Annotated in this window: 24 protein-coding genes and 1 pseudogene; 11 read left to right on the forward strand and 14 right to left on the reverse strand. The window is 41.2% G+C overall.

Features of this window, described 5'->3' with window-relative positions; translation table 11 throughout:
• Positions 1-37 precede the first annotated feature (37 nt).
• On the reverse strand, positions 38-1,195 hold the full coding sequence (gene ribD, locus ACR2F3_RS16590) for a bifunctional diaminohydroxyphosphoribosylaminopyrimidine deaminase/5-amino-6-(5-phosphoribosylamino)uracil reductase RibD (RefSeq protein ID WP_432711103.1): 1,158 nt from the start codon (positions 1,193-1,195) through the stop codon (positions 38-40).
• A gap of 48 nt (positions 1,196-1,243) precedes the next feature.
• Between ribD and prmC the strand changes: the two genes are divergently transcribed.
• Positions 1,244-2,086, forward strand: a complete 843-nt coding sequence (gene prmC / locus ACR2F3_RS16595; protein ID WP_432711104.1) for a peptide chain release factor N(5)-glutamine methyltransferase — start codon at positions 1,244-1,246, stop codon at positions 2,084-2,086.
• A 1-nt stretch (position 2,087) separates the two neighbouring features.
• Here prmC and xerD read toward each other — a convergent pair whose 3' ends face one another.
• The gene (xerD, locus tag ACR2F3_RS16600; RefSeq protein ID WP_432711105.1) at positions 2,088-2,987 is read right to left on the reverse strand and encodes a site-specific tyrosine recombinase XerD; all 900 of its coding nucleotides are present in this window, start codon (positions 2,985-2,987) and stop codon (positions 2,088-2,090) included.
• 45 nt (positions 2,988-3,032) lie between these two features.
• Between xerD and aroQ the strand changes: the two genes are divergently transcribed.
• Entirely contained in the window at positions 3,033-3,452 is a 420-nt protein-coding gene (aroQ, locus tag ACR2F3_RS16605) for a type II 3-dehydroquinate dehydratase (RefSeq protein WP_432711106.1), read from the forward strand.
• On the opposite strand, the gene ACR2F3_RS16610 is transcribed toward aroQ, so the two are convergent.
• Together ACR2F3_RS16610 and ACR2F3_RS16615 are read right to left on the reverse strand one after the other, a co-directional pair.
• A complete protein-coding gene (locus ACR2F3_RS16610) occupies positions 3,427-4,449 on the reverse strand; it encodes a glycosyltransferase family 2 protein (RefSeq protein WP_432711107.1) in 1,023 nt (340 codons plus the stop codon). The genes aroQ and ACR2F3_RS16610 overlap by 26 nt on opposite strands.
• On the reverse strand, positions 4,439-5,329 hold the full coding sequence (locus ACR2F3_RS16615; protein WP_432711108.1) for a lysophospholipid acyltransferase family protein: 891 nt from the start codon (positions 5,327-5,329) through the stop codon (positions 4,439-4,441). The genes ACR2F3_RS16610 and ACR2F3_RS16615 overlap by 11 nt, the downstream gene beginning before the upstream one ends.
• A gap of 37 nt (positions 5,330-5,366) precedes the next feature.
• On the opposite strand from ACR2F3_RS16615, the gene ACR2F3_RS16620 reads away from it, so the two are divergent.
• The 3 genes from ACR2F3_RS16620 to mgtE are packed head-to-tail and all read left to right on the forward strand — an operon-like array spanning position 5,367 to position 8,454.
• Complete coding sequence (locus ACR2F3_RS16620) at positions 5,367-5,978, forward strand: WbqC family protein (RefSeq protein ID WP_432711109.1); 612 nt, start codon at positions 5,367-5,369, stop codon at positions 5,976-5,978.
• A gap of 3 nt (positions 5,979-5,981) precedes the next feature.
• Positions 5,982-7,103 (forward strand): magnesium/cobalt transporter CorA, encoded by a 1,122-nt coding sequence (gene corA / locus ACR2F3_RS16625; protein WP_432711110.1) that lies wholly within the window; start codon positions 5,982-5,984, stop codon positions 7,101-7,103.
• Between the two features lies 1 nt (position 7,104).
• Positions 7,105-8,454, forward strand: coding sequence for a magnesium transporter (gene mgtE, locus ACR2F3_RS16630; RefSeq protein WP_432711111.1), 1,350 nt, complete (start codon positions 7,105-7,107; stop codon positions 8,452-8,454).
• A gap of 65 nt (positions 8,455-8,519) precedes the next feature.
• Here the strand turns inward: mgtE and ACR2F3_RS16635 are convergent, their stop codons facing one another.
• The 7 genes from ACR2F3_RS16635 to ACR2F3_RS16665 form a co-directional block, all read right to left on the reverse strand.
• Entirely contained in the window at positions 8,520-8,930 is a 411-nt protein-coding gene (locus ACR2F3_RS16635) for an organic hydroperoxide resistance protein (RefSeq protein ID WP_432711112.1), read from the reverse strand.
• A gap of 63 nt (positions 8,931-8,993) precedes the next feature.
• Positions 8,994-11,153 carry an FUSC family membrane protein gene (locus ACR2F3_RS16640; RefSeq protein WP_432711113.1) on the reverse strand — a complete coding sequence of 720 codons (2,160 nt, stop codon included), beginning with the start codon at positions 11,151-11,153 and terminating at the stop codon, positions 8,994-8,996.
• A 103-nt stretch (positions 11,154-11,256) separates the two neighbouring features.
• A complete protein-coding gene (locus ACR2F3_RS16645; protein ID WP_432711114.1) occupies positions 11,257-12,405 on the reverse strand; it encodes a tetratricopeptide repeat protein in 1,149 nt (382 codons plus the stop codon).
• An 82-nt stretch (positions 12,406-12,487) separates the two neighbouring features.
• The gene (locus ACR2F3_RS16650) at positions 12,488-13,567 is read right to left on the reverse strand and encodes a tetratricopeptide repeat protein (RefSeq protein ID WP_432711115.1); all 1,080 of its coding nucleotides are present in this window, start codon (positions 13,565-13,567) and stop codon (positions 12,488-12,490) included.
• A gap of 28 nt (positions 13,568-13,595) precedes the next feature.
• Positions 13,596-16,202, reverse strand: a complete 2,607-nt coding sequence (gyrA, locus tag ACR2F3_RS16655; protein ID WP_432711116.1) for a DNA gyrase subunit A — start codon at positions 16,200-16,202, stop codon at positions 13,596-13,598.
• A gap of 91 nt (positions 16,203-16,293) precedes the next feature.
• The gene (gene hemF / locus ACR2F3_RS16660; protein WP_432711117.1) at positions 16,294-17,190 is read right to left on the reverse strand and encodes an oxygen-dependent coproporphyrinogen oxidase; all 897 of its coding nucleotides are present in this window, start codon (positions 17,188-17,190) and stop codon (positions 16,294-16,296) included.
• Between the two features lie 118 nt (positions 17,191-17,308).
• Positions 17,309-17,605, reverse strand: coding sequence for a hypothetical protein (locus tag ACR2F3_RS16665; protein ID WP_432711118.1), 297 nt, complete (start codon positions 17,603-17,605; stop codon positions 17,309-17,311).
• Positions 17,606-17,693: 88 nt separating this feature from the next.
• On the opposite strand from ACR2F3_RS16665, the gene ACR2F3_RS16670 reads away from it, so the two are divergent.
• The 4 genes from ACR2F3_RS16670 (at position 17,694) to ACR2F3_RS16685 (ending at position 21,536) form a co-directional block, all read left to right on the forward strand.
• A complete protein-coding gene (locus tag ACR2F3_RS16670) occupies positions 17,694-18,179 on the forward strand; it encodes a DUF4442 domain-containing protein (RefSeq protein WP_432711119.1) in 486 nt (161 codons plus the stop codon).
• Between the two features lie 21 nt (positions 18,180-18,200).
• Complete coding sequence (locus tag ACR2F3_RS16675) at positions 18,201-18,584, forward strand: AlbA family DNA-binding domain-containing protein (RefSeq protein WP_432711120.1); 384 nt, start codon at positions 18,201-18,203, stop codon at positions 18,582-18,584.
• 27 nt (positions 18,585-18,611) lie between these two features.
• Positions 18,612-19,973 carry an MATE family efflux transporter gene (locus ACR2F3_RS16680; RefSeq protein WP_432711121.1) on the forward strand — a complete coding sequence of 454 codons (1,362 nt, stop codon included), beginning with the start codon at positions 18,612-18,614 and terminating at the stop codon, positions 19,971-19,973.
• A gap of 105 nt (positions 19,974-20,078) precedes the next feature.
• On the forward strand, positions 20,079-21,536 hold the full coding sequence (locus ACR2F3_RS16685) for a sensor histidine kinase (RefSeq protein WP_432711122.1): 1,458 nt from the start codon (positions 20,079-20,081) through the stop codon (positions 21,534-21,536).
• Here ACR2F3_RS16685 and ACR2F3_RS16690 read toward each other — a convergent pair.
• The gene (locus ACR2F3_RS16690) at positions 21,515-22,552 is read right to left on the reverse strand and encodes an aldose epimerase family protein (protein ID WP_432711123.1); all 1,038 of its coding nucleotides are present in this window, start codon (positions 22,550-22,552) and stop codon (positions 21,515-21,517) included. The two genes, ACR2F3_RS16685 and ACR2F3_RS16690, sit on opposite strands and share 22 nt — an antisense overlap.
• A gap of 81 nt (positions 22,553-22,633) precedes the next feature.
• Here ACR2F3_RS16690 and ACR2F3_RS16695 point away from each other — a divergent pair, with 81 nt between their 5' ends.
• Complete coding sequence (locus ACR2F3_RS16695) at positions 22,634-23,785, forward strand: galactokinase (RefSeq protein ID WP_432711124.1); 1,152 nt, start codon at positions 22,634-22,636, stop codon at positions 23,783-23,785.
• Between the two features lie 15 nt (positions 23,786-23,800).
• Complete coding sequence (locus ACR2F3_RS16700) at positions 23,801-24,331, forward strand: RNA methyltransferase (protein WP_432711125.1); 531 nt, start codon at positions 23,801-23,803, stop codon at positions 24,329-24,331.
• Between the two features lie 76 nt (positions 24,332-24,407).
• Here the strand turns inward: ACR2F3_RS16700 and ACR2F3_RS16705 are convergent, their stop codons facing one another.
• Both ACR2F3_RS16705 and ACR2F3_RS16710 read right to left on the reverse strand, forming a co-directional pair.
• Complete coding sequence (locus ACR2F3_RS16705) at positions 24,408-25,874, reverse strand: glutamate synthase subunit beta (RefSeq protein ID WP_432711126.1); 1,467 nt, start codon at positions 25,872-25,874, stop codon at positions 24,408-24,410.
• Positions 25,875-25,876: 2 nt separating this feature from the next.
• Positions 25,877-26,761, reverse strand: a pseudogene (locus tag ACR2F3_RS16710) (glutamate synthase subunit alpha); the annotation flags it as partial.

Raw genomic sequence — 26,761 nt, forward strand, 5'->3', positions numbered from 1 at the left:
ACGGTCACTTTCTGATACGCAACGCCGTCGGCGATGCTCAATGCCTCGATCTTGTCTCCATAGACGTGCCAGCACATCTCCCGTCCGAGCCAGTAGTATCTGTCGTAACCATCACTCCAGTCCACCTTGTCGTACATCTTCGCAAACGTTCCCAGTTTTGGTAAACCACCAGTTGGTCCCCACTAATTTCTACCACCTCTGTAATCAACCCATGTATGGCCGGCGCAGCGATCCCTGTAGCCCAGTTTGATGGTGAATTAAATACTCTTGCTTCATCCCATAAATCAGCCTGAATAAACTGATTAAGGATATTGGCGCCCCCTTCAATAATTACAGATTGAATATCCATGAGGTAAAGCTGAAAAGCAATCTTTTGTGGTAAATAGTATTGCATATCCTCCATTTGTACGTATTGAAGATTTTCTGAGTAGGCAGATTTCAATTCATTGAATATGATTGTTTTAGCAGCGCCATCAAAGATATGTTTGTCTTCAGGAATTTGAAGGTTTCTGTCTATTACCAGACGGATGGGATTCTTACCAGTCCATAGTCGGGTGGTTAACTTCGGGTTGTCGGCAATAACGGTTTGTTTACCTACCAGTACCGCGTCCTCTTCAGTTCGCCATTTATGAACCATCTTTTTTGAAAGCGCCGAACTGATCCATTTTTTTTCAGGATTTAAAGGCGCAAAAAAACCGTTAGCTGTTTGTGCCCATTTTAAAATAATAAATGGACGCTGTTTCGTTATCCTGGTAAAAAAGCGACGGTTTAACTGGCTGCATTGGGCTTCGAGTACGCCTTGTATTACTTCAATGCCAGCTTGTTTAAGCTTTTCTATACCTTTACCATTCACATCAGCAAAAGGGTCGAGGTTGCCTATAACTACTTTTGCCACTTCATGTTTAATCAATAGGTCTGCACAAGGTGGTGTTTTTCCATAATGAGCACAAGGTTCAAGGCTTACATACACGGTGGCACCTTTTAGCTGTGCCGCTGCCTGGTCACCATATTTTTGAATTACATGGTGTACAGCATTCACCTCAGCATGTGCCTGGCCGATTTTTGCATGAAAGCCTTCACCAATTATTTTATCGTTTTTAACGATAACACAACCCACCATAGGGTTCGGACTTACGGAAGATATCCCGTTTTCGGCAAGCTCCAAACAGCGCTGCATAAAAAGTTCATCGGTCATTATCGCAAAAGTAATGTATATAGTTTGATTTCATTACTTTTACGCGGCATGAATTTAAAAGCATTAAAGCAAGGTTTCATTGAGCAGATTGCGGCAATGTATGACGTGGAAGAAGCAACTTCGATATTTTACATTACCCTTCAAAAAATATCCAATTTGAACCGAAGCCAAGCCATGTTTAAAGCGCTGGAAGAAGTGAAAGCCATCGAGCTGGAGCAGTTCAACCAGGTCATACGCGATTTAAACAGCGGTATTCCCATTCAGCACATCTTGCAGGAAGCCTTATTTTATGGTTTATCGTTTGAAGTGAATGCTCATGTATTAATTCCCAGGGTGGAAACCGAGGAACTTATCCATTGGATTGTGGAAGATGTTAATCCTGAAAAGGTACACGCTGTTATGGACATCGGAACGGGCAGTGGATGTTTGGCCATAACTTTAAAAAAACACTTTCCACAGGCTAGGGTTTATGCGATGGATATTTCTCCGGAAGCCCTTACGGTAGCCAAAAGAAACGCATTAACTCACCATGCTGAAGTCGCGTTTATCACAGCGGATATCCTTGATTACCAGTCAGCATTAAAACTCGATCTTATTGTCAGTAATCCACCTTACATTAAAGAAGACGAAAGGGATGCCATGCAAGCTATCGTCTTAGACCATGAGCCACACCAGGCGTTGTTTGTTTCCAATGAAAACCCCTTATTATTTTACAAAGCCATCGCAGATTTTGCACTAACTAACCTCAACGACAATGGTTACCTGTTTTTTGAAATTAATGAGTATCTTGGTACAGAGACCGTTAAGATGTTAGAAGGTAAGGGGCTAAAAAACATCACATTAAGAAAAGACATGCAGGGTAAGGACCGAATGATTCGTTGTCGAAAATAAGTTAATTCCGAGGATGACACTGGGTAATTACCGACTTAAGGTAGTCGCGGTCTAAATGGGTGTAAATTTCTGTTGTAGTGATGCTGGTATGGCCAAGCATTTCCTGGACCACACGTAAATCAGCACCACCCTCTATTAAATGAGTGGCGAATGAATGGCGGAAGGTGTGAGGACTGATGCTTTTATTTAATCCTGATTTTTCTGCTAATGTTTTTATTATCGTAAATACCGATATCCGGGAGATCCTGGTGCCACTGCGGTTAAGGAAGATATAATCTTCATAACCTTTCTTGATATTCACATGAACCCGTACCTCAGAAAGGTAAATGCTCACGTATTTCAAGGCTACATGGCCTATTGGAATTAGGCGTTCCTTACTGCCTTTTCCAGTAGCTTTAATAAATTCAGCGGCAATGTTTAAGTCCGAAATGCGCAGGTTAATTAACTCCGACACCCTTAAACCACAACCATATAACACTTCAATCATGGCTTTATTGCGCATGCCTTCAGCGGAAGAAAGGTCAATGGCCTCAATCAGCGCGTTGATTTCCTGAACATGGAGAACATCAGGCAATTTCCTGCTTAGCTTTGGAGCTTCCAGCATTTGGGAAGGGTCTTCGGTAATTACTTCTTCAATCATCAGGTAAGTGAAAAAAGATTTCAAACCCGAAATAATCCTTGCCTGGGTATTGGGAAGTACCCCAAGTTCATTTAACCAGTTCACAAAAGATGTTAAGGTGAGCAGATCAATCTCTTTAACATCCAACGGTGTACCGGTATAGGCAAAATACTGAACCAGTTTCTGGACATCGTTAATATAGGCATCGATAGAGTTCGCTGAAAGCACCCGCTCGAGTTTTAAATAGGTCTTGAATTCTTTAAGGTAGGCGTCAATAATCACACAAATATTTTATACTCTAAAATTTTACAACTATGTTTGGAGAGCATGAAGATACAAATAATTAATGGGCCAAATTTAAACCTTTTAGGGATTAGAGAGCCTGGCATCTATGGAAACAAAAGTTTTGAGAATTATTTCGAAGAATTAGTTCTAAAATACCCAGACCAAGAGTTAAGTTATTTTCAAAGTAATGTAGAAGGTGAACTCATCAACAAAATTCATGAAGTAGGTTTCGAATACGACGGAATTATCATCAACGCCGGGGGCTATACGCATACTTCGGTAGCAATAGCTGATGCCATTGCCGGCGTAAATACCCCGGTAATTGAGGTTCACATTTCCAACATCTATGCCCGCGAAGAATACCGCCACGTATCTTTAACAGGTAAAAACTGTAAAGGGGTACTTACAGGTTTTGGTATGGACGGATATAGGCTGGCTATAGAGAGCCTGTTAAATGGCTAAAACGCTTTATTTTTTTGATGAAGTAGTTATATACTATGCTAGATGGAAGTACACCAACATGCTCGTGAAAAGGTATTTGTACAGCGGTCCTTTTACGATTGCTCTGTTTTAGTCTCCTGAAAAAATCAACATGTGCTTTGGAAACAGCCCAGGCAAATTTCGTCTCCCCTTTAAACAGAAAGTGTATTAATGCCGCCAGGTCGATAAAAAACCGAATAAAGATCATTTGAAAAACCTCATTTTTAGGCAGGTTTTTTTGCATGATAATCAGGTTATTTCTAAAATTCAGAAAAGTCTTAAAAGGATTGGTGGCATTTAACGACCCACCACCCACATGATACACTTCTGCATCAGGACAAAACATCACTTTATAACCCATATTTTTAAGTCGCCAGCATAAATCGATCTCCTCCATGTGTGCAAAGAGATCAGCGTCTAATCCACCCACCGCTTTCCAGGCTTCGCTTTTAATAAATAAAGCTGCACCGCTCGCCCAAAACACTTCCTTAACATCGTCATACTGTCCAGTATCTACTTCCACTGCATCGAATATTCTGCCCCGGCAGAACGGGAAAGCATATTTGTCCAGGAAGCCACCGGCTGCACCCGCATATTCATACTGCGTTTTATCAAGCTGCCATTTAATTTTAGGTTGTGCAGCAGCAATTTTCCGGTCAGACTCCATTAAATCGATTACCGGGCTTATCCAATTTTCAGGCACCTCTACATCAGAATTTAGCAGCACATAATAGTCGGCTTTAACTTGCGCCAATATCTTGTTGTAGCCCTCTGCAAAACCATAATTTCGGTTGTTTCGCAATACCTTAACCATGGGATAATTTGTCTTAACAAAGGCTACAGAATCATCATCTGAACAATTGTCGCCTACCACAACCTGGAGGTTGGGATAATTAGTTTTGACCACACTGGGCAGGAATTTTTCCAACAAGCGTTTGCCATTCCAGTTTAAAATGACAACGGCTACACTAGGCTTCATAGGCTACGTTTTCGGGTTTATGTTTCCACCGCCTGTGACTCCATAACCAATAGGGAGGATTGGCATTAATTTGGTCTTCCAGCAATTTAAACTGTGCTTTGGTAATATCATGCTCCTCCAATAGCGAAGGATTTTCTGTAATAGGAACGCAATCCACCTCATAATAACCTCTTTTGATCACGGTAACCTGCAGGTAAAAGACTGGACGGTTGGTTTGCCTGGCTATTTTTTCCGGGCCGGTAAAAACAGAAGTCGTTTGATGTAAAAAGGGAAGCCAATAGTTAGCCGATTCCCTAACAGGTGTCTGGTCAGATGCAAAACAAATTATCGATGTTGTTTTTCTGGATGCTGCCACTGTTCTTAACGTCTGTTTCATGGAAATCAGTGTGTTGCCAAAGCGGGCGCGCATATTGTAAAACCACGAGTCGAACACCTTATTGTTTAAAGGCTTGTAAATTACATATCTTGTTATACTAAGGTTCAAACCTAAGGCCAGCGTGCCCCATTCCCAATTGCCATAATGTGCAGAACATACTATTGCACTTTCTCCTTTATTCAAATGATTCTCTATGAAATGAAGGTTTTTGAATATATATCGTTTCTGCAGCTCTTTTTTAGAAATCAGGGGCATTTTAATGATTTCGAAGATCAGGTTACATAAATAGCGGAAGTAGGCTTTCTCTATTTTAATAATTTCAGGTAAATCCTTCTCTGGAAATGAGTTAATGAGGTTTTCTCTTACTACTTGTTGGCGGTAGCCAACCAAATAATACAAAATATAATAAGTTAGGGTAGAAAAAGCATAAAGAACGGATAAAGGAAGCAGGGCTAAACCATATAAAAAAAATATCCCAATAAAAGAAAACCCCTTTTTTATCATTAATTTGGCGATTTAAGAATGCAAACATAGTTAACAAATGCAAAGTCCCGCAATTTTTCCTCTTTTTTATCTTCCCCCGGTAAGTTATTTAACGGCATTACAGGCCTGTGATTTTAACTTTGTTTTAGAAGCTCATGAGCATTTTCCAAAACAGACTTTCCGTAACCGGGCAAGTATTTGTTCACCAAATGGTCCCTTAGACTTGTATATTCCGGTGATTAAAGGTGCTAAGGTGCACACCGTGGTAAAAGACGTTAAAATCAGCTATGATTTTAAGTGGCAAAGGTTACATTGGCTAAGTTTACAAAACTGCTACAGGAACTCTGCTTATTTCGAATACTACGAAGACGAGCTTAGGCCATTTTACGAGAAAAACTATCCCTTTCTTTTTGATTATAACCAGGAGCTTTTTGAATGGGTGTTAAAAAAGCTCAAAAAGCCTGCTGCATTAAACTTTACAGAAGAATATATAAAAGATCCCGGTCAGGTGGTTGATTTCAGAGACCGCCTTAGCTTTAAACATCCGGAAAATGAATTTCCAGCCAAACCTTATTTTCAAGTTTTTGAAGATCGTAATGGTTTTATGCCTAATTTAAGTATTGTCGACTTACTTTTCAGTCAGGGACCACAGGCAAAAAACTACCTCTAGGAAATGGCTAAAGAACCAAAAAAAAAGGGAAAAAAGAAAAAGCAACATAATGTTCCCACAGCTGGCAGCAGCCCGGGTTTACTCTATATAGATGAATCTGCGCTGCCTTCCATCATTACTGTGCACAGTTACGGAGCAGGGTATTATGAGGCCCGTGATGTGGATAGTATCCTGGGCTTGAAGCCACAGTTTCTCAACTCAGAATACACGTACTGGATTGATGTGAAAGGGTTAAAGTCAGCGACGCTTTTCGAGGCATTGATGACTGAGTTTAACATCCATAAACTGGTGTTGGAAGATATTACCAGAACCAGTGAGCGCCCAAAATATGAGGAGTATGAAGGCTACGATTTTGCTGTCAGCAGGATGTTATATGTTGAAGAAGAATTTGGCTTGTGTAATGAACAAGTATCCTACATTCTCATGCAAAACGTACTGATCACTTTCCAGGAGGGCCAGGTTAACGGCATGGATCCAGTGAGGGCACGTTTAAAGGCAGGGAAGGGTAACATCAGAACGGCAGGCAGCAGTTACCTCATGTATGCGATAATGGATGTGGTGATCGATAAATATTTCATTATCCTGAATGCCTGGGGCGATGAGCTGGATCGAATTGATGATGAGCTTATCGAGAAACCCGACCGTTCATTGGTTTACATCATCCAGGGGATAAAACGTAACCTGATTAGCATGCGGAGAGTGGCATGGGCCGAACGTGATAAATTAAATGATATCCTGCGGTCTGACAGTCATTTTATTACCGCCCAAACAAAAATGTTTACCAAGGATGCCTACGACCATAGTATTCAAACCATAGAGATGGTAGAGTCTCTGAAAGAAATCTGCATAAGTAGCATGGATATGTATCTTTCCCTGATGAGTAATCGCACGAATCATGTCATGAAGGTACTTACCATCATATCATCGATCTTTATCCCACTAACTTTTATTGCAGGTATATACGGTATGAATTTTGCGAAACAAGATCCGGTAACCGGAAAAAACTTGCCAGCAAACATGCCCGAATTATATAACGAACACGGTTACCTCTATACGATGGCTGTAATGGCCATTATTGCTATAATACAGTTATTCTATTTCTGGCGGAAAGGGTGGTTCAAATAATATGCAATCTTTTGACCTTGATAAAACGGACGTTGTAAAAATCCGGTCGGCCTTAAACGGCGATGATGAGCAATTAAAAGTGCTTTTAGGAGATTATCATGCCTCAGAAATTGCTATTTTATTTGAAAGCCTCCAACAGGATGACCGCGAAAGAATCATAAATTTACTGCCAGTCGAGGTCGCTTCTGAAGTTATCTCTGAGATGCATGAAGAAGCGCACCCTGAAGAACTGCTGCTGCTTTTACATCCCGAAAAGCGGACAGAAATTGTAGAGGAGCTGGACTATGACGATGCTACCGACATTATCTCTCAGTTAGAGGAACATGAACAGCAGGAGATACTGGAAGACCTGAATGAAGATGATGCCTCGAACATCAGGAATCTGCTAACCTACGCTGAAGATACTGCAGGAGGTTTAATGAACACCGAGTTTATTAAAATCAACCTGAACCTGAACAAGCAGGATGCAATAGTTGAATTAATCAGACAAAGTGAAGATATCGAGGAATTCTACACCATTTTTGTTGTTGATGACGATAACATCTTCCACGGGATTGTGTCTTTAAAAGATATCATAAAAGCTAAAGGAAACGTAAAAATAACTGCACTTGTAAAGGCAGAAGTGGCCTGGGTATACCCGGATACCGACCAGGAGGAAGTTGCCAGGTTAATTTCACAATATAACCTTACCAGTATTCCAGTTGTAGACCGGGAAATGCATTTACTTGGCCGGGTAACTTTTGATGATGTGATTGACGTCATTGAGGATGAAAATACCGAAGATATTTTAAAGATCTCCGGTGTGTCAGAAGATGAGGAACTGAGTGGTAACTGGGTGGAAGCTGTAAAATCACGACTTCCCTGGCTAATCATCAACCTGGGTACCGCATTCCTGGCTTCAGCAGTTGTCCGTTATTTTGAACCTACTTTAGAAAAACTTGCTATTTTAACTGCCTACATGACCATTATTGCGGGTATGGGTGGTAATGCAGCCACGCAAGCCCTTGCCGTAACTGTCCGCAGAATATCCTTATATGATTTAACAGACCAACAGGCGTATAGAACAGTCTTAAAAGAATTCACCGTTGGGTTAATCAACGGCGCTGCAACAGGATTAATCGTACTCATTGTTGCATTGTTCTTTGACAGTAACCCCTTATTAGGGGTGGTCATCTTTTTAGCAATGACCGGTAATCTTGTTGTTGCAGGTGTAACAGGAGCGGGGATCCCCTTAGTTTTAAAACGTCTGGGCATTGACCCTGCAATCGCGTCTTCTATTATCATCACCACATTTACTGATGTATTCGGGTTTTTCCTATTGCTAGGTCTGGCCAGTGAACTGTTACTCTAAGTAAGCCGTAAAACAGAAAAGGGAAAGCAATACTGCTTTCCCTTTTCTGTTGGTTATAAATAAATTTATAAAGCAGTTACTTTAGTTTCAATATTACCTCTTGTTGCTTTAGAATAAGGGCAGGCACGATGCGCTTTATCAGCTAAAGTTTGTGCTTCTTCTGTTGAAATCCCTGGAATATGAACATCAAGTTCTGCTGATAATACAAAAGCATTACCATCCTGATTAATTGACACATGCACCGTTACATTAGCCTCAGATACATCAACGCCATCATTTTTGGCCACAGCGGCTAAAGCACCCAGGTAACAAGGGCCCCATGCAGCTGCAAACAGTTGTTCGGGATTCGTTCCGCCTCCCTGGCCACCCATTTCTCTTGGCTTAACCACATCAAATTCAATCTGTCCGTCGCTCGACTTAATATGTCCGTCTCTGCCGCCGGTGGCGGTTACTGTAGCTGTATATACTTTTTCCATTCTGTAGTAATATTTTTAGTAATAACAAATGGCGCAGCTTATGGTTTTAAATTTTCATCCAAATCAGCTTACATTCATCCTTTCAGTCAATTTATAGATATCATAGGCCACTTTCTGAATGAGGGTGAGTAGTTCAACAATCATCTCCCTGTCGCCATGCTGTTCAATCTCGTCCGGCTTTAACCTGATTAGAGGTACATTGCTGTTTTCACCTTTGTGTTTAATCAGATTCTCATTCGCGAGGTTAATCAAGTAAACAGTATTATTGATCACGGGCTTAAATTCGTGGAAATTTTCAACTAACATGCCGTGTTCCTTATGGTAAAGAGAGAGTGTAGCAATGTAAGAAGATAATAAATGGTTCAGTGCTGTAAACTGGTGCAATTCGGTCATCAGAACCTGCTTGCTTTTAGGTTCAGAAAACATTCTCTGGAACATGGAAGCCAGGTTAGATGAAGTTACATAAACTTCCTTCCGTGCTAATTTATAGTCAGTTAAGGTGTCAATTTTCTCAAAGTAAAACTGTGTCACCTTTTCAAAATATTTTACATTAGCCGCTAAGGTGGCAATCATGGCTTCTTTAAGTTTTTCATATTCCCAGTTAGGAAATAAAGAATAACTGGCTAAAAGTGCAATGCCACAACCAATCAAAGTATCAACAACGCGCTCACTGGCCATTGCAAGGCCACCCATGCCCAAAAAGTTAAAAAGTATCAATACATAGGGCGTCATAAAAAGAACGCTTACAACGTAGTTTAAACGCTGAAAACTGTAACATCCAATCATACAGATCAGGAGGATTACAAATAGCGTGTCTTTATCATGCACATAGTTTAATACGCCTACACCAATCAAACCGCCGACCACTGTGCCTATAATCCGCTCGTAGTTTCGTTGTTTTGTGAGGCTAAAACCAGGTTTGGAAATCACGAGAATTGTCAATAATATCCAGTAACTATGCGAAAACGGCAGTGATTTAGACACCAAAAAGCCAATAAACATCACGATGGCCACCCGGAGCGAGTGCCGGAAGATTGACGATTTAAACGTCAGGTTTTCCAGCAGTAATTTCACATCTATACTTTGATGGGTTGTGAATTTATCTGTTTCAATATTCCGTGTCTCAAAGTTTTTCTTTTCTTTCTTATCGAAGTAGCCATTGATGGTAATGACCCTTGATAAAATGTTCTCAATGTTAACGTCAATGTTCTTTAAGGCCAGGAATCCCAGCGTGTTATGGTTTTTATTGCCACTATCAGCTTCAAGTGCATTAATTTTAGACTTTAAACTGGCCACCTCAGCGATCAGCTGTTTTGGAAGGAGGGGAGTGCTGCCTGTTTTTAAGGCGAGTGCAAGATTGTCCAGTTCATCGGCAATCTTGTTAATGACGTTCTCATAATTCTGAAGTATACCCGTTTGATCAAATTGTTCATGTAAACGGCGGTAATTATAATAAGTGGACATGATTTGTTCAAACAAATCAACCATGTCAACAAATACGACAAGTAAAAACCGTCCTTCAGGCGTCGAATCCCGAACAATTTTACGCGTTTTAAAGAGTACATCCCTAACCGCATCTTGTTTTTCATGTACATGAACCTGTAACTGTAATAAATCAGCGTAATTTTTATCGTAATCAATATTCTCCTGATAAAATTTCGCTTTGGCCCTTAAAAAAGTCGAAACTTCACCGATAGATTCACTCAGGGCTTGTTGCGCCGGTCGGTACGGTCTTAACCGATACATAGAATAACTCAATATGGTATACCAGGTACCGCCAATAAGTACTAGCACCGCATGTAAAACCACATCCTGCCAGGGCCTCACGTCATCAATACTGAGCACAATTACAATTAATGCAGCAGTACCCACAGCACCAGCACGCATGCCGTACAATGAAAACATCGAAAAAAGGAAAACCCCAAGTGGTAATAAAACACTTATAAAATAAAAGTTCTGATTGGTGAGACCAACAAGAAATGACAGGACGAAAATTAAGATGGTGGTAAAAATCATCGCATTTTTACGATCCCTGATCGGGCCTGGAGAATCAACAACACTCACACATAGCGCACCGAGTGAAACAGCCATCCCTAATTTTAATAACCCAAACTGTGCGAAGATCAGCGATGGAGATAATACACCAAAAGTTATTCTTAAACCATCAGTGAAATAAGTACCTAATAAGAAATCTTGTATGCTTCGAAGCGGCTTATGAAACATAATTGTTTAGACAAACTGGATGAATTTACAGTATATTATTTTAAGGTGATAATTAATATTATGTTAAGTACGTCATCGTATAAACTAGCCAGGCTAGTCCTATTTAAAATTCTTCCAGCTTTCTTTTAAGCTCCTGTACCTTATCTAACCTGTTTTTTCTGGTATTGATGTCTATTAGTAATTGTGCAGTGCCTCTGTCATTAGGATTGATTTCATAAGCCTGCAACAATGTTAATTCTGCACGGTTGATGTTTGCTGTATAGGCCGTTTTACGTTCAACAGAATCAGGCAGCTTAAGTGATGCATTCGCCATGTCAATATAAACAATGCCTAATTGATACAATGCGTCGAAATAATTCTGATCTATATCCAGCGCCTTTTTATACGACGATTCTGCGATGCTGATTTTATGTTTATGCTGGTTTAAATAGCCATACAGGAAATAAAGTAATTTGCTCTGGGTGTCTACATTTAAAGTTATATCAATTGCCTGAATAGCTTTATCATATTTCTCGTTGTCAATCAGTAAGTTAATGTAATCGTTATTGACAAATGTGTTATACGGGTTTTTTTGTAAACCTTCTTCCAATGTCTCTATAGCCCTGTCGTATTCAAACTTAGCAACATAAATACTTGCTATAGATTGAAATAAGGTCGGGTTTGTAGCCCCATTATCTTTTGCTCTCTTATAATAATGTAGCGCATGGTCGTATTCATTAATTTTCTGTGCACTTAACCCCGCATTGATCGCCAATGTAGTATCAGTTGGGAAAAAGTCACTAACTTCTTTCAGCAGGTTAAAAGAAGTTTTAAACTCGTTATTTTTAAATGCATTATTTGCATTATGTTGTTTTTTAAGCACAATGTTGTATTGCGCCGCATCTATTAATTCGGTATTGTTGTCAAAACGGTCTAATTCTTTTGCAGTTTTAAGTGCCTGCACAGCTGCCTCATAATACCTGTCGGCATTGGCTTCATTCTCATCAATCAGCGCAACATATGAACTGAGGTAAGCTTTAATTGCCCAGGTCTCCGGCCAATTTTTTGTTTTCCTATCCTTCTCAGCACTTTCTATGGCCTTCGCTCCTTCTCCAATTACCTTAAGCTGGTCTTTTTTACCTTTACCCTCAACGATAGCTGCCTGCAGTTTACCAACTGCATTTTGGGCAATCTTCATTTGGCTTTTCTGACTATAGGCATGAACGGAAAGAAATAAAGAAGAGATAAGTATAATTAGGGATTTGTTTTTCATCTGGTCCGGTTTTATGGCAAAAATATACAAAAAAAAAGAGGGATAAAATTTATCCCTCTTTTTTAAAACTATCTGTATGCAATTATGGATTTAATTCTTTCAGTTTAGCACTTACTTTGTCATAATTAGCCGTATCGTTTTTGAAAGCATAGATTCTTTTCTGAGCTTCTAAAGCTGCTGCCGATTTTGGATCAAGTTCAGCTGCCTTTAAATAGAAAGGTAATGCTTTGTCTAACAAGCCAGCCATTTGAGTACTGATGGCATTAGCTTCTTTTACGTTTTTAGGATCAAGTTTGTTCTTTTTACCTTGTAACTCTACCGCTTGAAGGTAATATACATCACCTTTTAAGTATTGGTAAACCGAGTTATTTGGGTCTTTGGCAATCAATTTATCCAACATTTCTTCAGACTTAGCGATATCCCCTTTTTTAATGTATAAGTCTGCTTCAGATTGAATAAAACTCATTTCATCAGGAAATTTCGCAGAAGCTTCCTTAATTGTTTCCATTGCAGCCACTGTATCTTTTACTTCAGCAAGGTTCAGGTTAATTACTTCTAAATACAAGTCTTTTGCATTTGGAGAGTTTAAACTGATCACTTTTTTGAAGTTTCTGATGGTTTCAGGGTAGTTTTTAAGATTTCTAGCCATGATACCTGCGTTTAAATACATTGCAGTATCATTAGGGTTTCTTGCGGTCACTTCATTAAAGTATTTTAATGCCGATTCAAAATCCTGTTTGTTGTAAGCTGCGAAAGCCCTTACTTTAAGTGCATTATTAACGTTTAACTCAGCAGTAGCCAGGTTATCTTTTTCGTCACCTTTAGTATCTAATTGTTTAGTTTTCGCAATAGCTTCTTCAGCTATTTTTTGTTTCTCAATTGAATTCTGAATGTTAACGGTATCAGTAACAGCTATTGCCGAAGCAAACAAAGCACGGTATGACCAAGTTTCAGGCAGATCCTTAGTTTTTTCATGTGTTATTGCTGCGTCAGTGCGTTTCAAGCCGCCATTTAATGATTCAAGAGATTTTTCAATTGGCTGATTTGAACCAAGCAGTTGGAACATGCCCCACTCCTTCTTTGCCGCTGCAACTTCACTTTTTTGTGCATGGGCAAATGTGCCTGCTCCAATTAATAGAATGCTAAAAAGTACTTTTTTCATTTTTTATGATTTTGTTTCTATTTAATTACTAATTTTCTTCTTCTTCGCCTTCAGTTGAATCATCGGCATCTTCTGCCTTATCTTCGTCTTCTGTCTCCGCTGTACCTTCTTCCTGTACTTCTGCTTCTGCCGCCGCGGTTTCTGGATCTACTAAAACAGACTCATCAACTTCTTCGTCCTCCTCGTGGTCAATTCTGGCTACAGATGCGATGGCGTCATTTCCTTTTAAGTTAATTAAACGCACACCCTGTGTTGCTCTTCCCATTACCCTAAGGCCACTTACTACAATCCTGATCACGATACCAGATTTATTGATAATCATTAAATCATCGGCATCAGTAACACTCTTAATAGCAATCAAATCACCTGTTTTTTCCGTGATGCTTATGGTTTTAACACCTTTACCACCCCTGTTTGTAACACGGTAATCTTCAATGTCTGTACGTTTACCATAACCTTTTTCAGAAACCACTAAAATAGTCGCCTCCGGATTATCTACAGCAATCATACCAACTACTTCATCCTGGTCATGTGCAAGGGTAACACCTCTCACACCTGTGGCTGTTCTACCCATTGGTCTAACGGTCGATTCATTGAAACGAATCGCACGTCCAGAACGTAAAGCCATCACTATCTCACTGTTACCACTGGTTAAACTTGCTTCTAACAACTGGTCGCCTTCGTTAATGTTAATGGCATTGATCCCATTTACTCTTGGACGAGAATAAGCTTCTAAAGAGGTCTTTTTAATCGTACCTTTTTTAGTACACATGATGATGAAGTTATTCTCCAGGTAATCCTGGTCTTTAAGGTTCTTCACCTTGATGTAAGCCTTTATCTTCTCCTCTTTCGGGATATTGATAATATTCTGGATGGCTCTACCCTTACTTAACCTTGATCCTTCAGGTATTTCGTATACCCTTAACCAGAAACAACGACCACTTTCTGTGAAGAAAAGCATGTAATTATGGTTAGAAGCAACCAATAAATGTTCAATAAAGTCCTCACTTCTTGAATCACTTCCTTTAGAACCTTTACCACCTCTGGCCTGGGTTCTGTATTCTGTTGCAGGCGTACGTTTAATATAACCTTCACGAGAAATGGTAATTACTACGTCTTCATCTTCGATGAAGTCTTCCATGCTCATGTCTTCTGCTGAGTGAACGATTTGTGTTCTTCGTTCATCACCATACTTGGTCATCATATCAGTCAACTCATCTTTAATAATCTGCATTCTTAATCCTTCATCACTTAGAATAGACTGCAGGTATTCGATGGTTTTCATTAACTCTTCGTATTCTTCTTTGATTTTATCGCGTTCCAGACCAGTTAAACGACGTAAAGTCATATCTAAGATCGCACGGGCCTGAAGATCACTTAAGTTGAACTGCTCCATTAAACCAGTTCTGGCTTCTTCCGGCGTACTCGAAGCACGGATTAATTTAATTACCTCATCAATATGATCAAGAGCAATTAATAAACCTTCCAGAATGTGTGCTCTTTTTTGCGCTTCGTTTAACTCAAATTTGGTACGGCGAACCACCACTTCATGTCGGTGATTAACAAAGTGCCTGATCAGGTCCTTCAAATTCAACATTTCTGGTCTTCCATTAACCAGGGCAATGTTATTCACACTAAATGAGGTTTGTAAGGCCGTTTGTTTAAACAGGTTGTTTAATACAATAGCTGCATTGGCATCACGTTTAATTTCGTAAACAATACGGATCCCATCCTTATTAGACTCATCTTTAATATTAGAAATACCTTCAATTTTTTTCTCACCAACCAGTTCAGCAGTACGCTCAATCATCATGGCCTTGTTTACCTGGTAAGGTATTTCGGTAACAATAATGGTTTCACGGTCTTTATGCGTTTCGATTTCTGCTTTTGCACGCATCACGATACGGCCTCTGCCTGTTTCGAAAGCATCCTGAACACCAGAGTAACCATATATAATAGCACCTGTTGGAAAATCAGGGGCTTTTATAAATTTCATTAATTCAGCAACAGTAATTTCATTATTATCAATATAAGCAATGGTACCATTAATTACTTCCGTAATATTATGTGGAGGCATGTTTGTAGCCATCCCCACAGCAATACCCGATGCACCATTAATTAATAAGTTTGGAACTTTTGAAGGTAATACCGTTGGCTCCTGTAAGGAATCATCAAAGTTCAGCTGAAAATCTACAGTGTCTTTATTGATGTCGGCAAGCATATCTTCGGCAATCTTCTGAAATCTTGCTTCCGTATAACGCATTGCTGCAGGTGAATCTCCGTCAATTGAACCAAAGTTTCCCTGGCCTTCTACCATTAAATAACGCAAACTCCATTCTTGCGCCATCCTTACCATCGTTAGGTATACGGAAGAGTCACCATGTGGGTGATACTTACCGAGCACTTCCCCTACGATACGTGCTGATTTTTTATAAGGTCTATTATTTGCTAATCCCAGATCAAGCATGCCATATAACACCCGGCGGTGCACTGGTTTTAAGCCGTCACGTACATCAGGTAAAGCTCTTGACACTATTACAGACATCGAATAATCGATATAAGCAGACTTCATCTGCTCGTCTATATTAATTTTAATAATCTTGTCGTTTTCCTGATTTTCTAAATCTTCTGCCATAAATTAAATGTTCGTATAAAAACGATATAAATAAGGTATTGTTATAACCTTGCGAATTTAAGAAAATATTGCTGTTTAACCTCGAAAAATGTTAAACCCAGTTAATTCCTTTGATAAGTTTACTGGCGGTCTCGGCTTCCGGCGTATTTTTCTTTGGTTGGAAATTATAGATCCACTTGGCCGTTGGTGGCAAACTCATTAATATCGATTCAATTCGTCCATTCGTTTCCAGGCCAAACTTTGTTCCCGAATCATAAACCAGGTTAAATTCGGCATAGCGGCTCCGGCGTACGTACTGCCATTCCTGCTGTTCAGGCGTATATTCTGTATCTTTATTGCGGTCAATCAGTTCGGTGTAAATTGGGGCAAAAGTGCGGCCAACGGCCAACGAAAAGTCTAAGATCTCCTGGTAGTCCATATTCGCGGTCTCCGGTCTCAGTCTATCGTAAAAAATACCGCCAATACCCCTGGTTTCTTCGCGGTGTTTGATAAAAAAGTAATCATCAGCCTGCTTTTTAAAACGCGGGTAAAAGTCAGGATTAAACGCATCGCAGGTATTTTTCAATAAATGGTGAAAATACCGGGCATCTGTATCAATCACATAATGCGGGGTTAAATCAATACCACCACCAAACCACTTTGTTTGCTCATCCATTTCAAAGTACCTGATGTTCATGTGAATAATTGGCACAAAAGGATTTTTCGGGTGCAACACGATGGAAACACCAGTTGCAAAAAATTCCTGGCTCTCTACTTTAAAAGCCTTTCTCACCGATTCCGGCAGTACACCGTGCACAGCAGAGAAGTTTACCCCACCTTTTTCAATCACATTTCCATCCTGGAATACCCTGGTGCGGCCTCCGCCACCACCTTCACGTTCCCATAATTCTTCTACAAAACTAGAACCACCATCTGCTGTTTCTAACGCCCCACAGATTTCGTCCTGGATAATTTTATACGCTTCGGCAACTTTTTCTCTGAAAATCATAGACAAAGTTAACCCTAAACTTTGCCTTCGTTCCGATTAATTAGAGATAGTACAATTTTTTGACAGTATAAAAAAAAAGCCACCCCTATGGATAGCTTTTATCTGACGTTTTTAAATTTTACTGTCTACTTGTGGTGTCAGGTGGAGTGGTAACCTTCGTGGTGTCTGTGCTACTGGTAGTTCCGGTAGTACCAGTAGTTCCTGTAGTGCCGGTAGTTCCTGTAGTGCCAGTAGTTCCGGTAGTACCAGTACTTCCGTTAGTTCCCGTTGTTCCGGTGGTGCCTGTAGCTCCACCCATGGTTGAATCCGTTGTCGATCCGTCTCTGGTATCAGAGGCATTACGCGTCGAATTGCATGCTGTAGTGGCAATAACCAATGAAGCAACTACAGCAAGACTTAAAAATGTTCTTTTCATAAGTTTATGTCTTTAATTTAAAGCTAGAACGTATGCTGTATTAAATAGTTTTTCAAAAATTCAATAATGTTTCAGATCTTTAAACATCATGATTGTATCTGAAAAAACCCTTAAGTGGGCCCTCTGTTTATATCCCCCTTTTTTGTTCCAAAGAATATGGGTAAAGCAGTTTCATCCTGGTTTCAGGGGTGTCGATGTAAAAATTAACAAAAGTTTATTCAATAAAAATTATAACGGGTCCATTTATGGAGGCACCATTTACGGGGCTACCGATCCATTTTATGCCATTTTGTTCGACCAGATTCTGCAAAGAAAAGGCTTTAAAAACCGTGTGTGGTTAAAAAGTGCCTCCATTCAATACCTGAAACCAGGCCGTGGCGACTTATATTTTACGGTCATCATTACAGGCCAAATGATCAATGAAGCCGTTGAAGCTTTAAACCAGACCGGAAAGTTTGTAAAAGCTTACCCCATGGAAATTACCAATAAACATGGCGAAGTATGTGCAACGGTAAACAATGAAGTATATATTAGAAACCTCCATTATGGAGAAAAACAGGTGGTAGCCTATTAACAAATAATTAGCGCATAGGCTATGAATATCAGGAGGACAATTTTGCTGGGTGAAGGCACCATGGTCGATTTTAAAACCACCATCACCAGCGTCGAAAAAATAGCACGTACCCTGGTCGCTTTTGCCAATAACAAGGGCGGTCAGCTGTTAATTGGCGTGGCCGACGATGGGACCATCAAGGGGGTAAAATCCGAGGATGAGGAACGTTACATGATTTCCAAATCTGCCAACCAGTTTTGCAAACCAGCCATCGTTCATACCTTCGAAGAAATCAAGGTAGAAGGGAAACTGGTGCTGGTGGTTCATATCGATGCCAGCGACTCCGGACCACACTATGCATTAGACGAACACAAAAACTGGTGGGTGTACTTTAGGGTAAACGACAAGAGTATTCTCTGTAAATAAGTGTAGATTCGCCGATTATTTCAAATCATGTTACAATCGCTATACACAAAATACAAACCATATTACTCAGATAACTTAAGATTGGCCATGCCTATTGTGGTCTCCCAACTCGGCCATACCGTGGTTCACATGGCTGATAGTGTGATTGTTGGACATTTTGCCGGCACAACACAATTAGCGGCAGTATCGCTGGTAAACAGCATATTTATGCTGGTATTGGTGCTGGGCCTTGGTGTTGCCTATGGTCTAACGCCACTGATTGCAAGAGAGAGCGGACGCAAAGATTATGCATCCTGTGGCACCCTGCTGGTTAATAGTTTAGTCATTAATCTAATTACCGGTGTGCTCCTGTATGGTTTTGTTCACTATGGTACCCTGTCCATCATCGACCACCTGGACCAATCGCCAGCAGTGGTGGCCTATGCCAAGCCTTTCCTGGCCTACCTGGGTGTTTCCATCATCCCCTTAATGATTTTTCAAACCTTTAAACAGTTTGCCGAAGGACTCGGATTCACCAAACAGGCCATGTTCGTGTCCATCTGGGGAAATGCCATAAACATTATCCTGGGTATCATCCTGGTCAAAGGAATGTTTGGTATTGCGCCCATGGGCGTTGTAGGTGTGGGCATCAGTACCCTGGTAGACAGGATCCTGATGGCCATTGTGATGGCTGTTTACGTGTTCAGGTCACCGGACTTTAAACCCTATATCCAGACTTTCAAGATGCGCCTGCTTAACCTGGGCATAGTAAAAAAAATCCTAAAAATCGGCGCGCCGGTAGCCTTACAGTATTCCTTTGAGGTAAGTGCCTTCAGTGGTGCAGCGATATTAATCGGTACTATAGGCGCTATCGAACAGGCGGCACACCAGGTAGCTATCAACCTGGCTGCAATCACCTATATGCTTGCCACGGGTATTGCATCGGCAGCAACCATTAAAACAGGCAATAACCTTGGTAAAAGCAATTTCACAGACCTGCGTCGTTCGGCGGTGGCCAGTTACCACGTCATCATTATCTTCATGAGCTTAACGGCCTTACTCTTTATACTTGCCAATAACGTATTGCCCTATATCTATACCGAAGACAAAGCAGTAATTGCTATTGCGGCGCATCTATTAATTATCGCAGGTTTTTTCCAGTTATTTGATGGAACCCAGGTTGTAGGCCTGGGCGTGTTAAGAGGTATTGGCGACGTAAATGTGCCTACCCTCATCACCTTTATTTCCTATTGGGTAGTGGGTATCCCCCTTGGGTACCTTCTGGGGATCACCCTGGGCTGGGGCGTAAATGGCATCTGGTATGGGTTAACCGTAGGTCTTCTCACAGCTTCCATATTTTTATTTATACGCTTTCAAAAGAAAACAAGGCACCTGGAAGAAAAAATTTAAATGAAAGGATTACCCGACCAGGGCCTGCGTTTTATCAGACGAAAAAAAATTTTTAGAAGTTACAGCAATTTTCATTTTTAATGATAAATTTGTTGTAACCTCTTCATGTTCAGATTATATACCATACTTCGAAAAATAGTAAGCAAAAACCCTCTCAATCGACTAGTCATAAAGAACGAAGTTAGAGAGGCCAATGTTTTAAGGTCTTTAGTGCTTTCAGGCTTAAGCATGCTCGTTTCTACATTTAATATTTTCTTACTTTTAAAGAGTGACTATACCTTATCCGAAGACCGGGAAGGACACCTTCAGGACATCATTACCCTTAACCAGGTTGTGCTCCTGATATCATTTTTAATTTTCTCTATACTCACCTGGAGTTATATTAACGTCAGGGTAAGAGTTATTGCCAGAAAGTATGTACCTCATGTAGTCTTTTTCACCGTAACCCTTTGGGGCACATTAACAACCATTTTCGATCAGCATATTACCTCCTCCATCGGCTCCTTTATGCTGGGTGCCATCATTTCTTCCTTAATGTTACTTATACAACCCTGGCGTATCACGGTATACCTGGGCATTCTCATGCTGGTGTATTATTTCGGCGTGGTAGAAAACCAGCAAGACCCCATGCTCCAGGTAGTTAACATCAGCGAAGGATTTGCTACCATTGTAGTGGCATTTGGTCTGGCTATTACCCAATGGCGCACCAATACCATTCGTTTCAAGCAAAGCCGGATCATTAAATGCCAGCAGGAATCGTTAACTGATAATTACCAGCAACTGGTAAACAGTGCTGAGCAGCTGGAAGAACTCAACAGCAGTAAAGACAAGTTTTTTGCCATATTAGCACATGACCTCCGGGGACCGATATCTTCTACCCTCGCGCTCACAGAGCACCTGAAGGAAGGGCTGTTTGATAACGATGAGAAAGAACGTAAAAGAATGTACGAACTGCTGCAAAACAGCCTGAGCACCACCGCTAAACTCCTTGAAAATGTATTGCTGTGGTCCAGAAGCCATATGGGAACCCTCACTTTCAAACCAGTTGACCTGGTGCTTCATGAGGTCATTGAAAACAACATCTCCCTGCTTCGCATTGTCGCTGCACACAAAGACATCACCATAGTTAATGAGGTTGATAAAAACCTAAAAGCCAAGGTAGATCTCGATATGATGAATACCATCATCCGAAACTTATTGTCCAATGCCATAAAATTCACCCCCAATTTCGGTAAGGTAGAAATCGCATCCGGTGAGTATTACGATGAGGTGTTCGACCAGCAGTTCATCAAGATATCCGTGCGTGATTACGGCATAGGGATGAACAAAAAAATTATGGATGATCTATTTAAGATCGATAAAAAGGTGACTACTACCGGAACCAATAATGAACCCGGCACAGGCTTAGGACTTATTCTATGTCACGATTTCATCCAGAAACACCAGGGAACCCTGCATGTGGAGAGTGAGGAAGGCAGCGGTACAACCATCACCTTTACCATTCCTCATATTCCCAATACAGCAGTGTCGTGTACCGATAATCACCGGTTTTCTACTTTATAAATCGTGGTTTGTTTATAGGTTTCTCCAGGACGTAATGTGGTTGATGGAAACTCCGGGATATTGATCGCATTAGGATGGTGTTGCGTTTCCACACAGAAGGCTTCCGACGGACCATAATGCGTCCCACCTTTCCCCTTATTTACATCCAGTGAAATAGCAGTATAAAAATGCGCCACAGGCTCCGTGGTATAAACCGACAGCTTCAACCCGCCCGTTTCTTCCCAGGTTTCCGATGCCAGGGTCAGTTCTCCGGCTTCCTTATCCAGTACATAAGTCTGGTCGTAGCCAGTTGCGGCATTCCAGTCCTTTCCAATTGCTTTAGGCGCCAGGAAATTATGTGGTGTGCCTTGCACAGGAATCAGCTTCCCGGTAACCACAAAGTTGTCGTCCTGTTCCAGGTAATAACTTGCAGGCATATGGTGAATGTGTTTCGCTACGCTACCGCCCTGCGGTGCAAGGTTAAAATAACCATGATGAGTCAGGTTAATGGCCGTAGCTTCATCAGTTTCTGCTTTAAAATCGAGTATCAGTTCATTATCATCTGTTAACTTAAAGGTCAGCTGTACAGTCAGGTTTCCAGGAAAACCCTGGTCGCCGGCCGGACTCACGTATTGCAGCGTCAAGCTCGGGCCAGTAGTAGGCAGAATATCCCAAACCCTTCTGTCGAACCCAATATTACCCCCATGTAAACTATCTTTACCACGGTCGTCTGTTACCTGGTACGATTTTCCATCAATGGTAAACCGTCCATCTTTAATCCGGTTGGCGTAACGGCCAATCACAGCACCCAGGTAAGGATACGCTTTAAAATAATCATCCGATAAATAACCATCCAGGTCGTCAAACCCTAAAACAATATCCTGCTTTTCCCCATGTGCATTTACCACGATAAAATTGCTGATTATCGCACCATAGTTGTATATTTTAACGTATGTACCTTGATTGTTAGTCAGTTCAACGGCGTATACTTCTTTTCCGTCAATTACACGGCCGGTGTTTATTAGGTTTGCTTTCATATTGGTATATTGGGCTGTATTTATAAAGAAGCAATACTATACATTACTTTATAAAAACAGCAACTTAATTTAAAATTTATAATGAAAACCGAGTTAGGAAATAAATTCTTCGCGCATTACCAGCAGCAAGCCACCGCCACTTACTTTACGCCGGGACGCGTTAATTTAATAGGCGAACATATCGATTATAATGGCGGACTGGTGATGCCCTGTGCAATTACCCTGGGTACATGGCTTGTTGTTGCACCAAATAACGATCAGGTCATCAGGTTTAAGAGTTTAAATTTCGCCGATGAGCAAAGCTTCCCTTTAGCATCGGGTTACACCAAAACCGGAAGCGAATGGTATAATTATCCTTTAGGTGTGTTTAACGAGATGCTGAAAGAAAAGCAAATCTCTACCGGATTAGACATGCTTTTTTACGGCAATATCCCGGTGGCTTCGGGGTTATCCTCTTCAGCATCCATTGAAGTCATCACAGCTTATGCCCTTAATGAACAGTTTAATCTCGGTTACAGCCGCCAGGAACTGGCTTTATTGTCTCAAAAAGTAGAGAACGAATTTATTGGCGTAAACTGTGGCATCATGGACCAATTTGCCGTTACTTTTGGCGAAAAACACAAGGCCATCGTATTGAATTGCGACACCTTGAAATACCGTTTAGTCGATTGTAACCCGGGAGAATATGTGCTTGCCATCATTAACACCAATAAACCCCGTAAACTTTCAGAATCCAAATATAACGAGCGCGTGTCGGAGTGCCAGACTGCCCTGGAGCTACTTAACCAGGAAATCAAGTTAAATAACCTGTGCGAGTTAACCGCAGAAAAATTCGCCCTTCACGCCCATTTAATAAAAGATCCGGTCATATTGAAACGCGCAACCCACGTGATTACGGAAAACGACCGCGTAATCCAGGCAGCAAAAGCCTTGAGTGAAGATAATTTCGAGGAATTCGGCCGGTTAATGTATGCCTCCCACCAATCCTTAAAAGAGCTATATGAAGTATCAGGGCATGAATTAGATACTGTAGTGGAGTTTTGTGAAGCATACCCTCATGTAGTAGGTGCAAGAATGACCGGTGCTGGTTTCGGCGGCTGTGCCATTGCCTTCCTGGCGAAAGATTATGAAGAAGATTTTGTGGCTAAAATAAAGCCATACTATGAAGAACGCGTGGGTTATGCCCCCGAAGTGTACTTTACTGACATTGGCAATGGCGCATCAACAATTTAATTTTACTTTTGTACCATGCAAAAGTTAAAATTAGAGGACCTGAACAGGGTAAGTGTAGAAGCCTTTAAAGAACAGGAAAAGCTACCCGTAGTGGTCATCTTAGATAATGTAAGGAGCATGCACAACGTAGGCTCTGTATTTAGAACAGGCGATGGCTTTGCCATAGAAAAATTAGTGCTTTGCGGCATTACGGCTAATCCGCCACACCGCGAAATCGAGAAAACCGCGCTGGGCGCTACCGCTTCTGTAGACTGGGAACATTACGACGAAACCACGGCTGCTGTTAGTGCATTGCGTGAGCAAGGGTATACCATTATTGCCATAGAACAGGCAAAAAACAGCACCATGCTGCATACCTACCAGCCTGCTATGGATAAAAAATACGCACTGATCTTTGGAAACGAGGTAGATGGTGTAAGTGATGAGGTGATGGCCATGAGCGATGAATGTATCGAAATACCACAGTTCGGCACCAAACACTCCTTCAATATCGTGATCTCTGCAGGCATTGTACTCTGGGATTTCTTTGCCAAGCTTAAATTATAAAACCATAAAGACGATATAACAAAAGGGCCTGATCATGAGATGATACAGGCCCTTTTTATAAACGAGACAAAAATTTTTAAGCGTAAGGAATGCCGTCTTTACAAGCCAGCTTGCTGTAACCCATCAGGTATTCATCTACCTTACGGGCAGCTTCCCTGCCTTCAGAGATGGCCCAAACCACCAGCGACTGCCCTCTGCGCATATCGCCTGCTGCAAATATCTTGGCTATATTGGTCTGGTATTTTCCTTCTTCCGCTTTTACATTACCACGGTTATCCAGTTCGATACCCAGTTTTTCGATTAAACCTTCTTTCTGTGGATGAAGAAAGCCCATCGCTAATAATACCAGCTGACAAGGCAATTCACGTTCTGTACCAGCGATCTCCGTGAAATTCACCGGACGGCCGGCAGCATCAATCTGCCATTCCACATCAACCACTTTTAATCCTTTTAAATTGCCCTGCTCATCTTTGATAAATTCTTTCGAATTTACGCCCCATGCACGTTCACAGCCTTCCTCATGCGAAGAAGTTACCTTCAGTAACATCGGGAAAGTTGGCCATGGCATATTCGGCGTACGTGCCTGCCCTGGCATCGGCATAATTTCAAACTGCATCACCGACCTGGCACCTTGCCTGTTGGAAGTTCCAATACAATCAGAACCGGTATCCCCGCCACCAATCACAATCACATCTTTACCGGTTGCCATAATGGCTTCCTGTTCAATGCTGAAATTACGCACCCGTTTGTTTTGTTGTTTCAGAAAATCCATCGCAAAATGTACCCCTTTAGCCTCACGGCCAGGAATATTCAGGTCGCGAGGAATGGTAGAACCACCAGCCAATACAATCGACTGGAAATCCCTTAATAAGGTATTCAGTTCTACGTTGACGCCAACGTTGGCATTACACTTAAACTGGATGCCTTCTTTTTCCATCAGGCTGATCCTTCTGGTTACCACATCTTTTTGCAGTTTAAAATCAGGAATACCGTAGTTTAATAAACCACCCGGCGTATCATCGCGTTCAAAAACCGTTACTTCGTGACCGGCTTTATTTAATTGCGCAGCAGCTGCCAAACCAGCAGGGCCAGAACCAATAATGGCTACCTTTTTGCCCGTTCTGATCAGTGGCTCTTCCGCTTTGATATAGCCTTTGGCAAAGGCCATTTCAATAATATGTTTTTCAATTTCCTCAATGGATACCGGCGATTTGTTGATGCCCAATACACAGGCAGACTCGCATGGTGCCGGACAAATCCTTCCAGTAAATTCAGGGAAATTGTTTGTACTCAGTAAGATAGCTGTTGCTTCCTCCCAGTCGGCTTTATATACGGCATCGTTAAACTCAGGGATAACGTTACCCAATGGGCATCCCGACTGGCAAAACGGAACCCCACAGTCCATGCAACGTGCCGCTTCCCTGTTGATTTCTTCAGCATGGTAAAGGTGCACGAATTCATTATAATGTTTTAGTCGCGTTTTGGCATCTTCTTTCGCAGGAGCAGTTCTCTCGTATTCTAAAAATCCAGTTACTTTTCCCATGGTTAAGATATTTTTATTGTTGAATTTCTTTTGATTAATACAGCTTTGTATTCTTTAGGGAATACTTTAACGAAATGAACAGCCTGGGCCGACCAATCGTTTAAGATAAACTGGGCTAATTTACTATTTGTCAGTTGGATATGTTGTTTAAGTAAAGAGATGATTCTGGCTTCATCCTCTTCATTCAGCGGATCAAGATCAACCATTTCCTTGTTACATTTTTTATGGAAATCACCTTTGGTATCATAAATCCAGGCTACACCACCACTCATTCCGGCGGCGAAATTACTTCCTGTAGATCCGATCACCAATACTTCACCACCCGTCATATACTCACAACCATGGTCGCCTAAACCCTCCACAACAGCCGTTGCACCAGAATTCCTTACGGCAAAACGTTCACCGGCCTGGCCCCTTACAAATAACTCCCCTGAGGTAGCACCGTATAAAGCCACATTACCGATAATGATATTTTGTTCTGGTACATAACCAATGTTAGCGAAAGGATAAATCGACAAACGTGCCCCGGAAAGACCCTTACCTACATAGTCATTCGCTTCCCCTTCCAGTTCAAGCGATACGCCCCTGGCTGCAAAAGCACCGAAACTCTGACCTGCAGAACCAACAAATTTAAAGTTGATGGTATCCGGAGGTAAACCCTGTCCTTTATGTATTTTAGACAGTTCATTTGATAACATGGTACCCGTAGCACGGTCTGTATTTTTGATGGCAAACTCCTGGAAAACCGGCTCCTTTTGCAGTAATGCAGGTTGTGCCGCTTCAATCAACTGGTGATCCAATAAGGTAGACATGCCATGATCCTGTTTTTCAGAATTATATAAAGTCAAGCCGTTATCAGGCGCTTTAAATAAGATACCAGAGAAATC

Origin of the sequence: Pedobacter sp. (assembly GCF_045627485.1) — a bacterium.
Lineage (GTDB): Bacteria > Bacteroidota > Bacteroidia > Sphingobacteriales > Sphingobacteriaceae > Pedobacter.

Excerpts from the sequence above, each read along its gene's own strand:
- ribD (WP_432711103.1), bottom strand. The coding sequence starts at position 1,195 with ATGACCGATGAACTTTTTATGCAGCGCTGTTTGGAGCTTGCCGAAAAC.
- prmC (WP_432711104.1), top strand. The coding sequence starts at position 1,244 with ATGAATTTAAAAGCATTAAAGCAAGGTTTCATTGAGCAGATTGCGGCA.
- aroQ (WP_432711106.1), top strand. The coding sequence starts at position 3,033 with ATGAAGATACAAATAATTAATGGGCCAAATTTAAACCTTTTAGGGATT.
- ACR2F3_RS16610 (WP_432711107.1), bottom strand. The coding sequence starts at position 4,449 with ATGAAGCCTAGTGTAGCCGTTGTCATTTTAAACTGGAATGGCAAACGC.
- ACR2F3_RS16615 (WP_432711108.1), bottom strand. The coding sequence starts at position 5,329 with ATGATAAAAAAGGGGTTTTCTTTTATTGGGATATTTTTTTTATATGGT.
- ACR2F3_RS16620 (WP_432711109.1), top strand. The coding sequence starts at position 5,367 with ATGCAAAGTCCCGCAATTTTTCCTCTTTTTTATCTTCCCCCGGTAAGT.
- corA (WP_432711110.1), top strand. The coding sequence starts at position 5,982 with ATGGCTAAAGAACCAAAAAAAAAGGGAAAAAAGAAAAAGCAACATAAT.
- mgtE (WP_432711111.1), top strand. The coding sequence starts at position 7,105 with ATGCAATCTTTTGACCTTGATAAAACGGACGTTGTAAAAATCCGGTCG.
- ACR2F3_RS16635 (WP_432711112.1), bottom strand. The coding sequence starts at position 8,930 with ATGGAAAAAGTATATACAGCTACAGTAACCGCCACCGGCGGCAGAGAC.
- ACR2F3_RS16640 (WP_432711113.1), bottom strand. The coding sequence starts at position 11,153 with ATGTTTCATAAGCCGCTTCGAAGCATACAAGATTTCTTATTAGGTACT.
- ACR2F3_RS16645 (WP_432711114.1), bottom strand. The coding sequence starts at position 12,405 with ATGAAAAACAAATCCCTAATTATACTTATCTCTTCTTTATTTCTTTCC.
- ACR2F3_RS16650 (WP_432711115.1), bottom strand. The coding sequence starts at position 13,567 with ATGAAAAAAGTACTTTTTAGCATTCTATTAATTGGAGCAGGCACATTT.
- gyrA (WP_432711116.1), bottom strand. The coding sequence starts at position 16,202 with ATGGCAGAAGATTTAGAAAATCAGGAAAACGACAAGATTATTAAAATT.
- hemF (WP_432711117.1), bottom strand. The coding sequence starts at position 17,190 with ATGATTTTCAGAGAAAAAGTTGCCGAAGCGTATAAAATTATCCAGGAC.
- ACR2F3_RS16665 (WP_432711118.1), bottom strand. The coding sequence starts at position 17,605 with ATGAAAAGAACATTTTTAAGTCTTGCTGTAGTTGCTTCATTGGTTATT.
- ACR2F3_RS16670 (WP_432711119.1), top strand. The coding sequence starts at position 17,694 with ATGATTGTATCTGAAAAAACCCTTAAGTGGGCCCTCTGTTTATATCCC.
- ACR2F3_RS16675 (WP_432711120.1), top strand. The coding sequence starts at position 18,201 with ATGAATATCAGGAGGACAATTTTGCTGGGTGAAGGCACCATGGTCGAT.
- ACR2F3_RS16680 (WP_432711121.1), top strand. The coding sequence starts at position 18,612 with ATGTTACAATCGCTATACACAAAATACAAACCATATTACTCAGATAAC.
- ACR2F3_RS16685 (WP_432711122.1), top strand. The coding sequence starts at position 20,079 with ATGTTCAGATTATATACCATACTTCGAAAAATAGTAAGCAAAAACCCT.
- ACR2F3_RS16690 (WP_432711123.1), bottom strand. The coding sequence starts at position 22,552 with ATGAAAGCAAACCTAATAAACACCGGCCGTGTAATTGACGGAAAAGAA.
- ACR2F3_RS16695 (WP_432711124.1), top strand. The coding sequence starts at position 22,634 with ATGAAAACCGAGTTAGGAAATAAATTCTTCGCGCATTACCAGCAGCAA.
- ACR2F3_RS16700 (WP_432711125.1), top strand. The coding sequence starts at position 23,801 with ATGCAAAAGTTAAAATTAGAGGACCTGAACAGGGTAAGTGTAGAAGCC.
- ACR2F3_RS16705 (WP_432711126.1), bottom strand. The coding sequence starts at position 25,874 with ATGGGAAAAGTAACTGGATTTTTAGAATACGAGAGAACTGCTCCTGCG.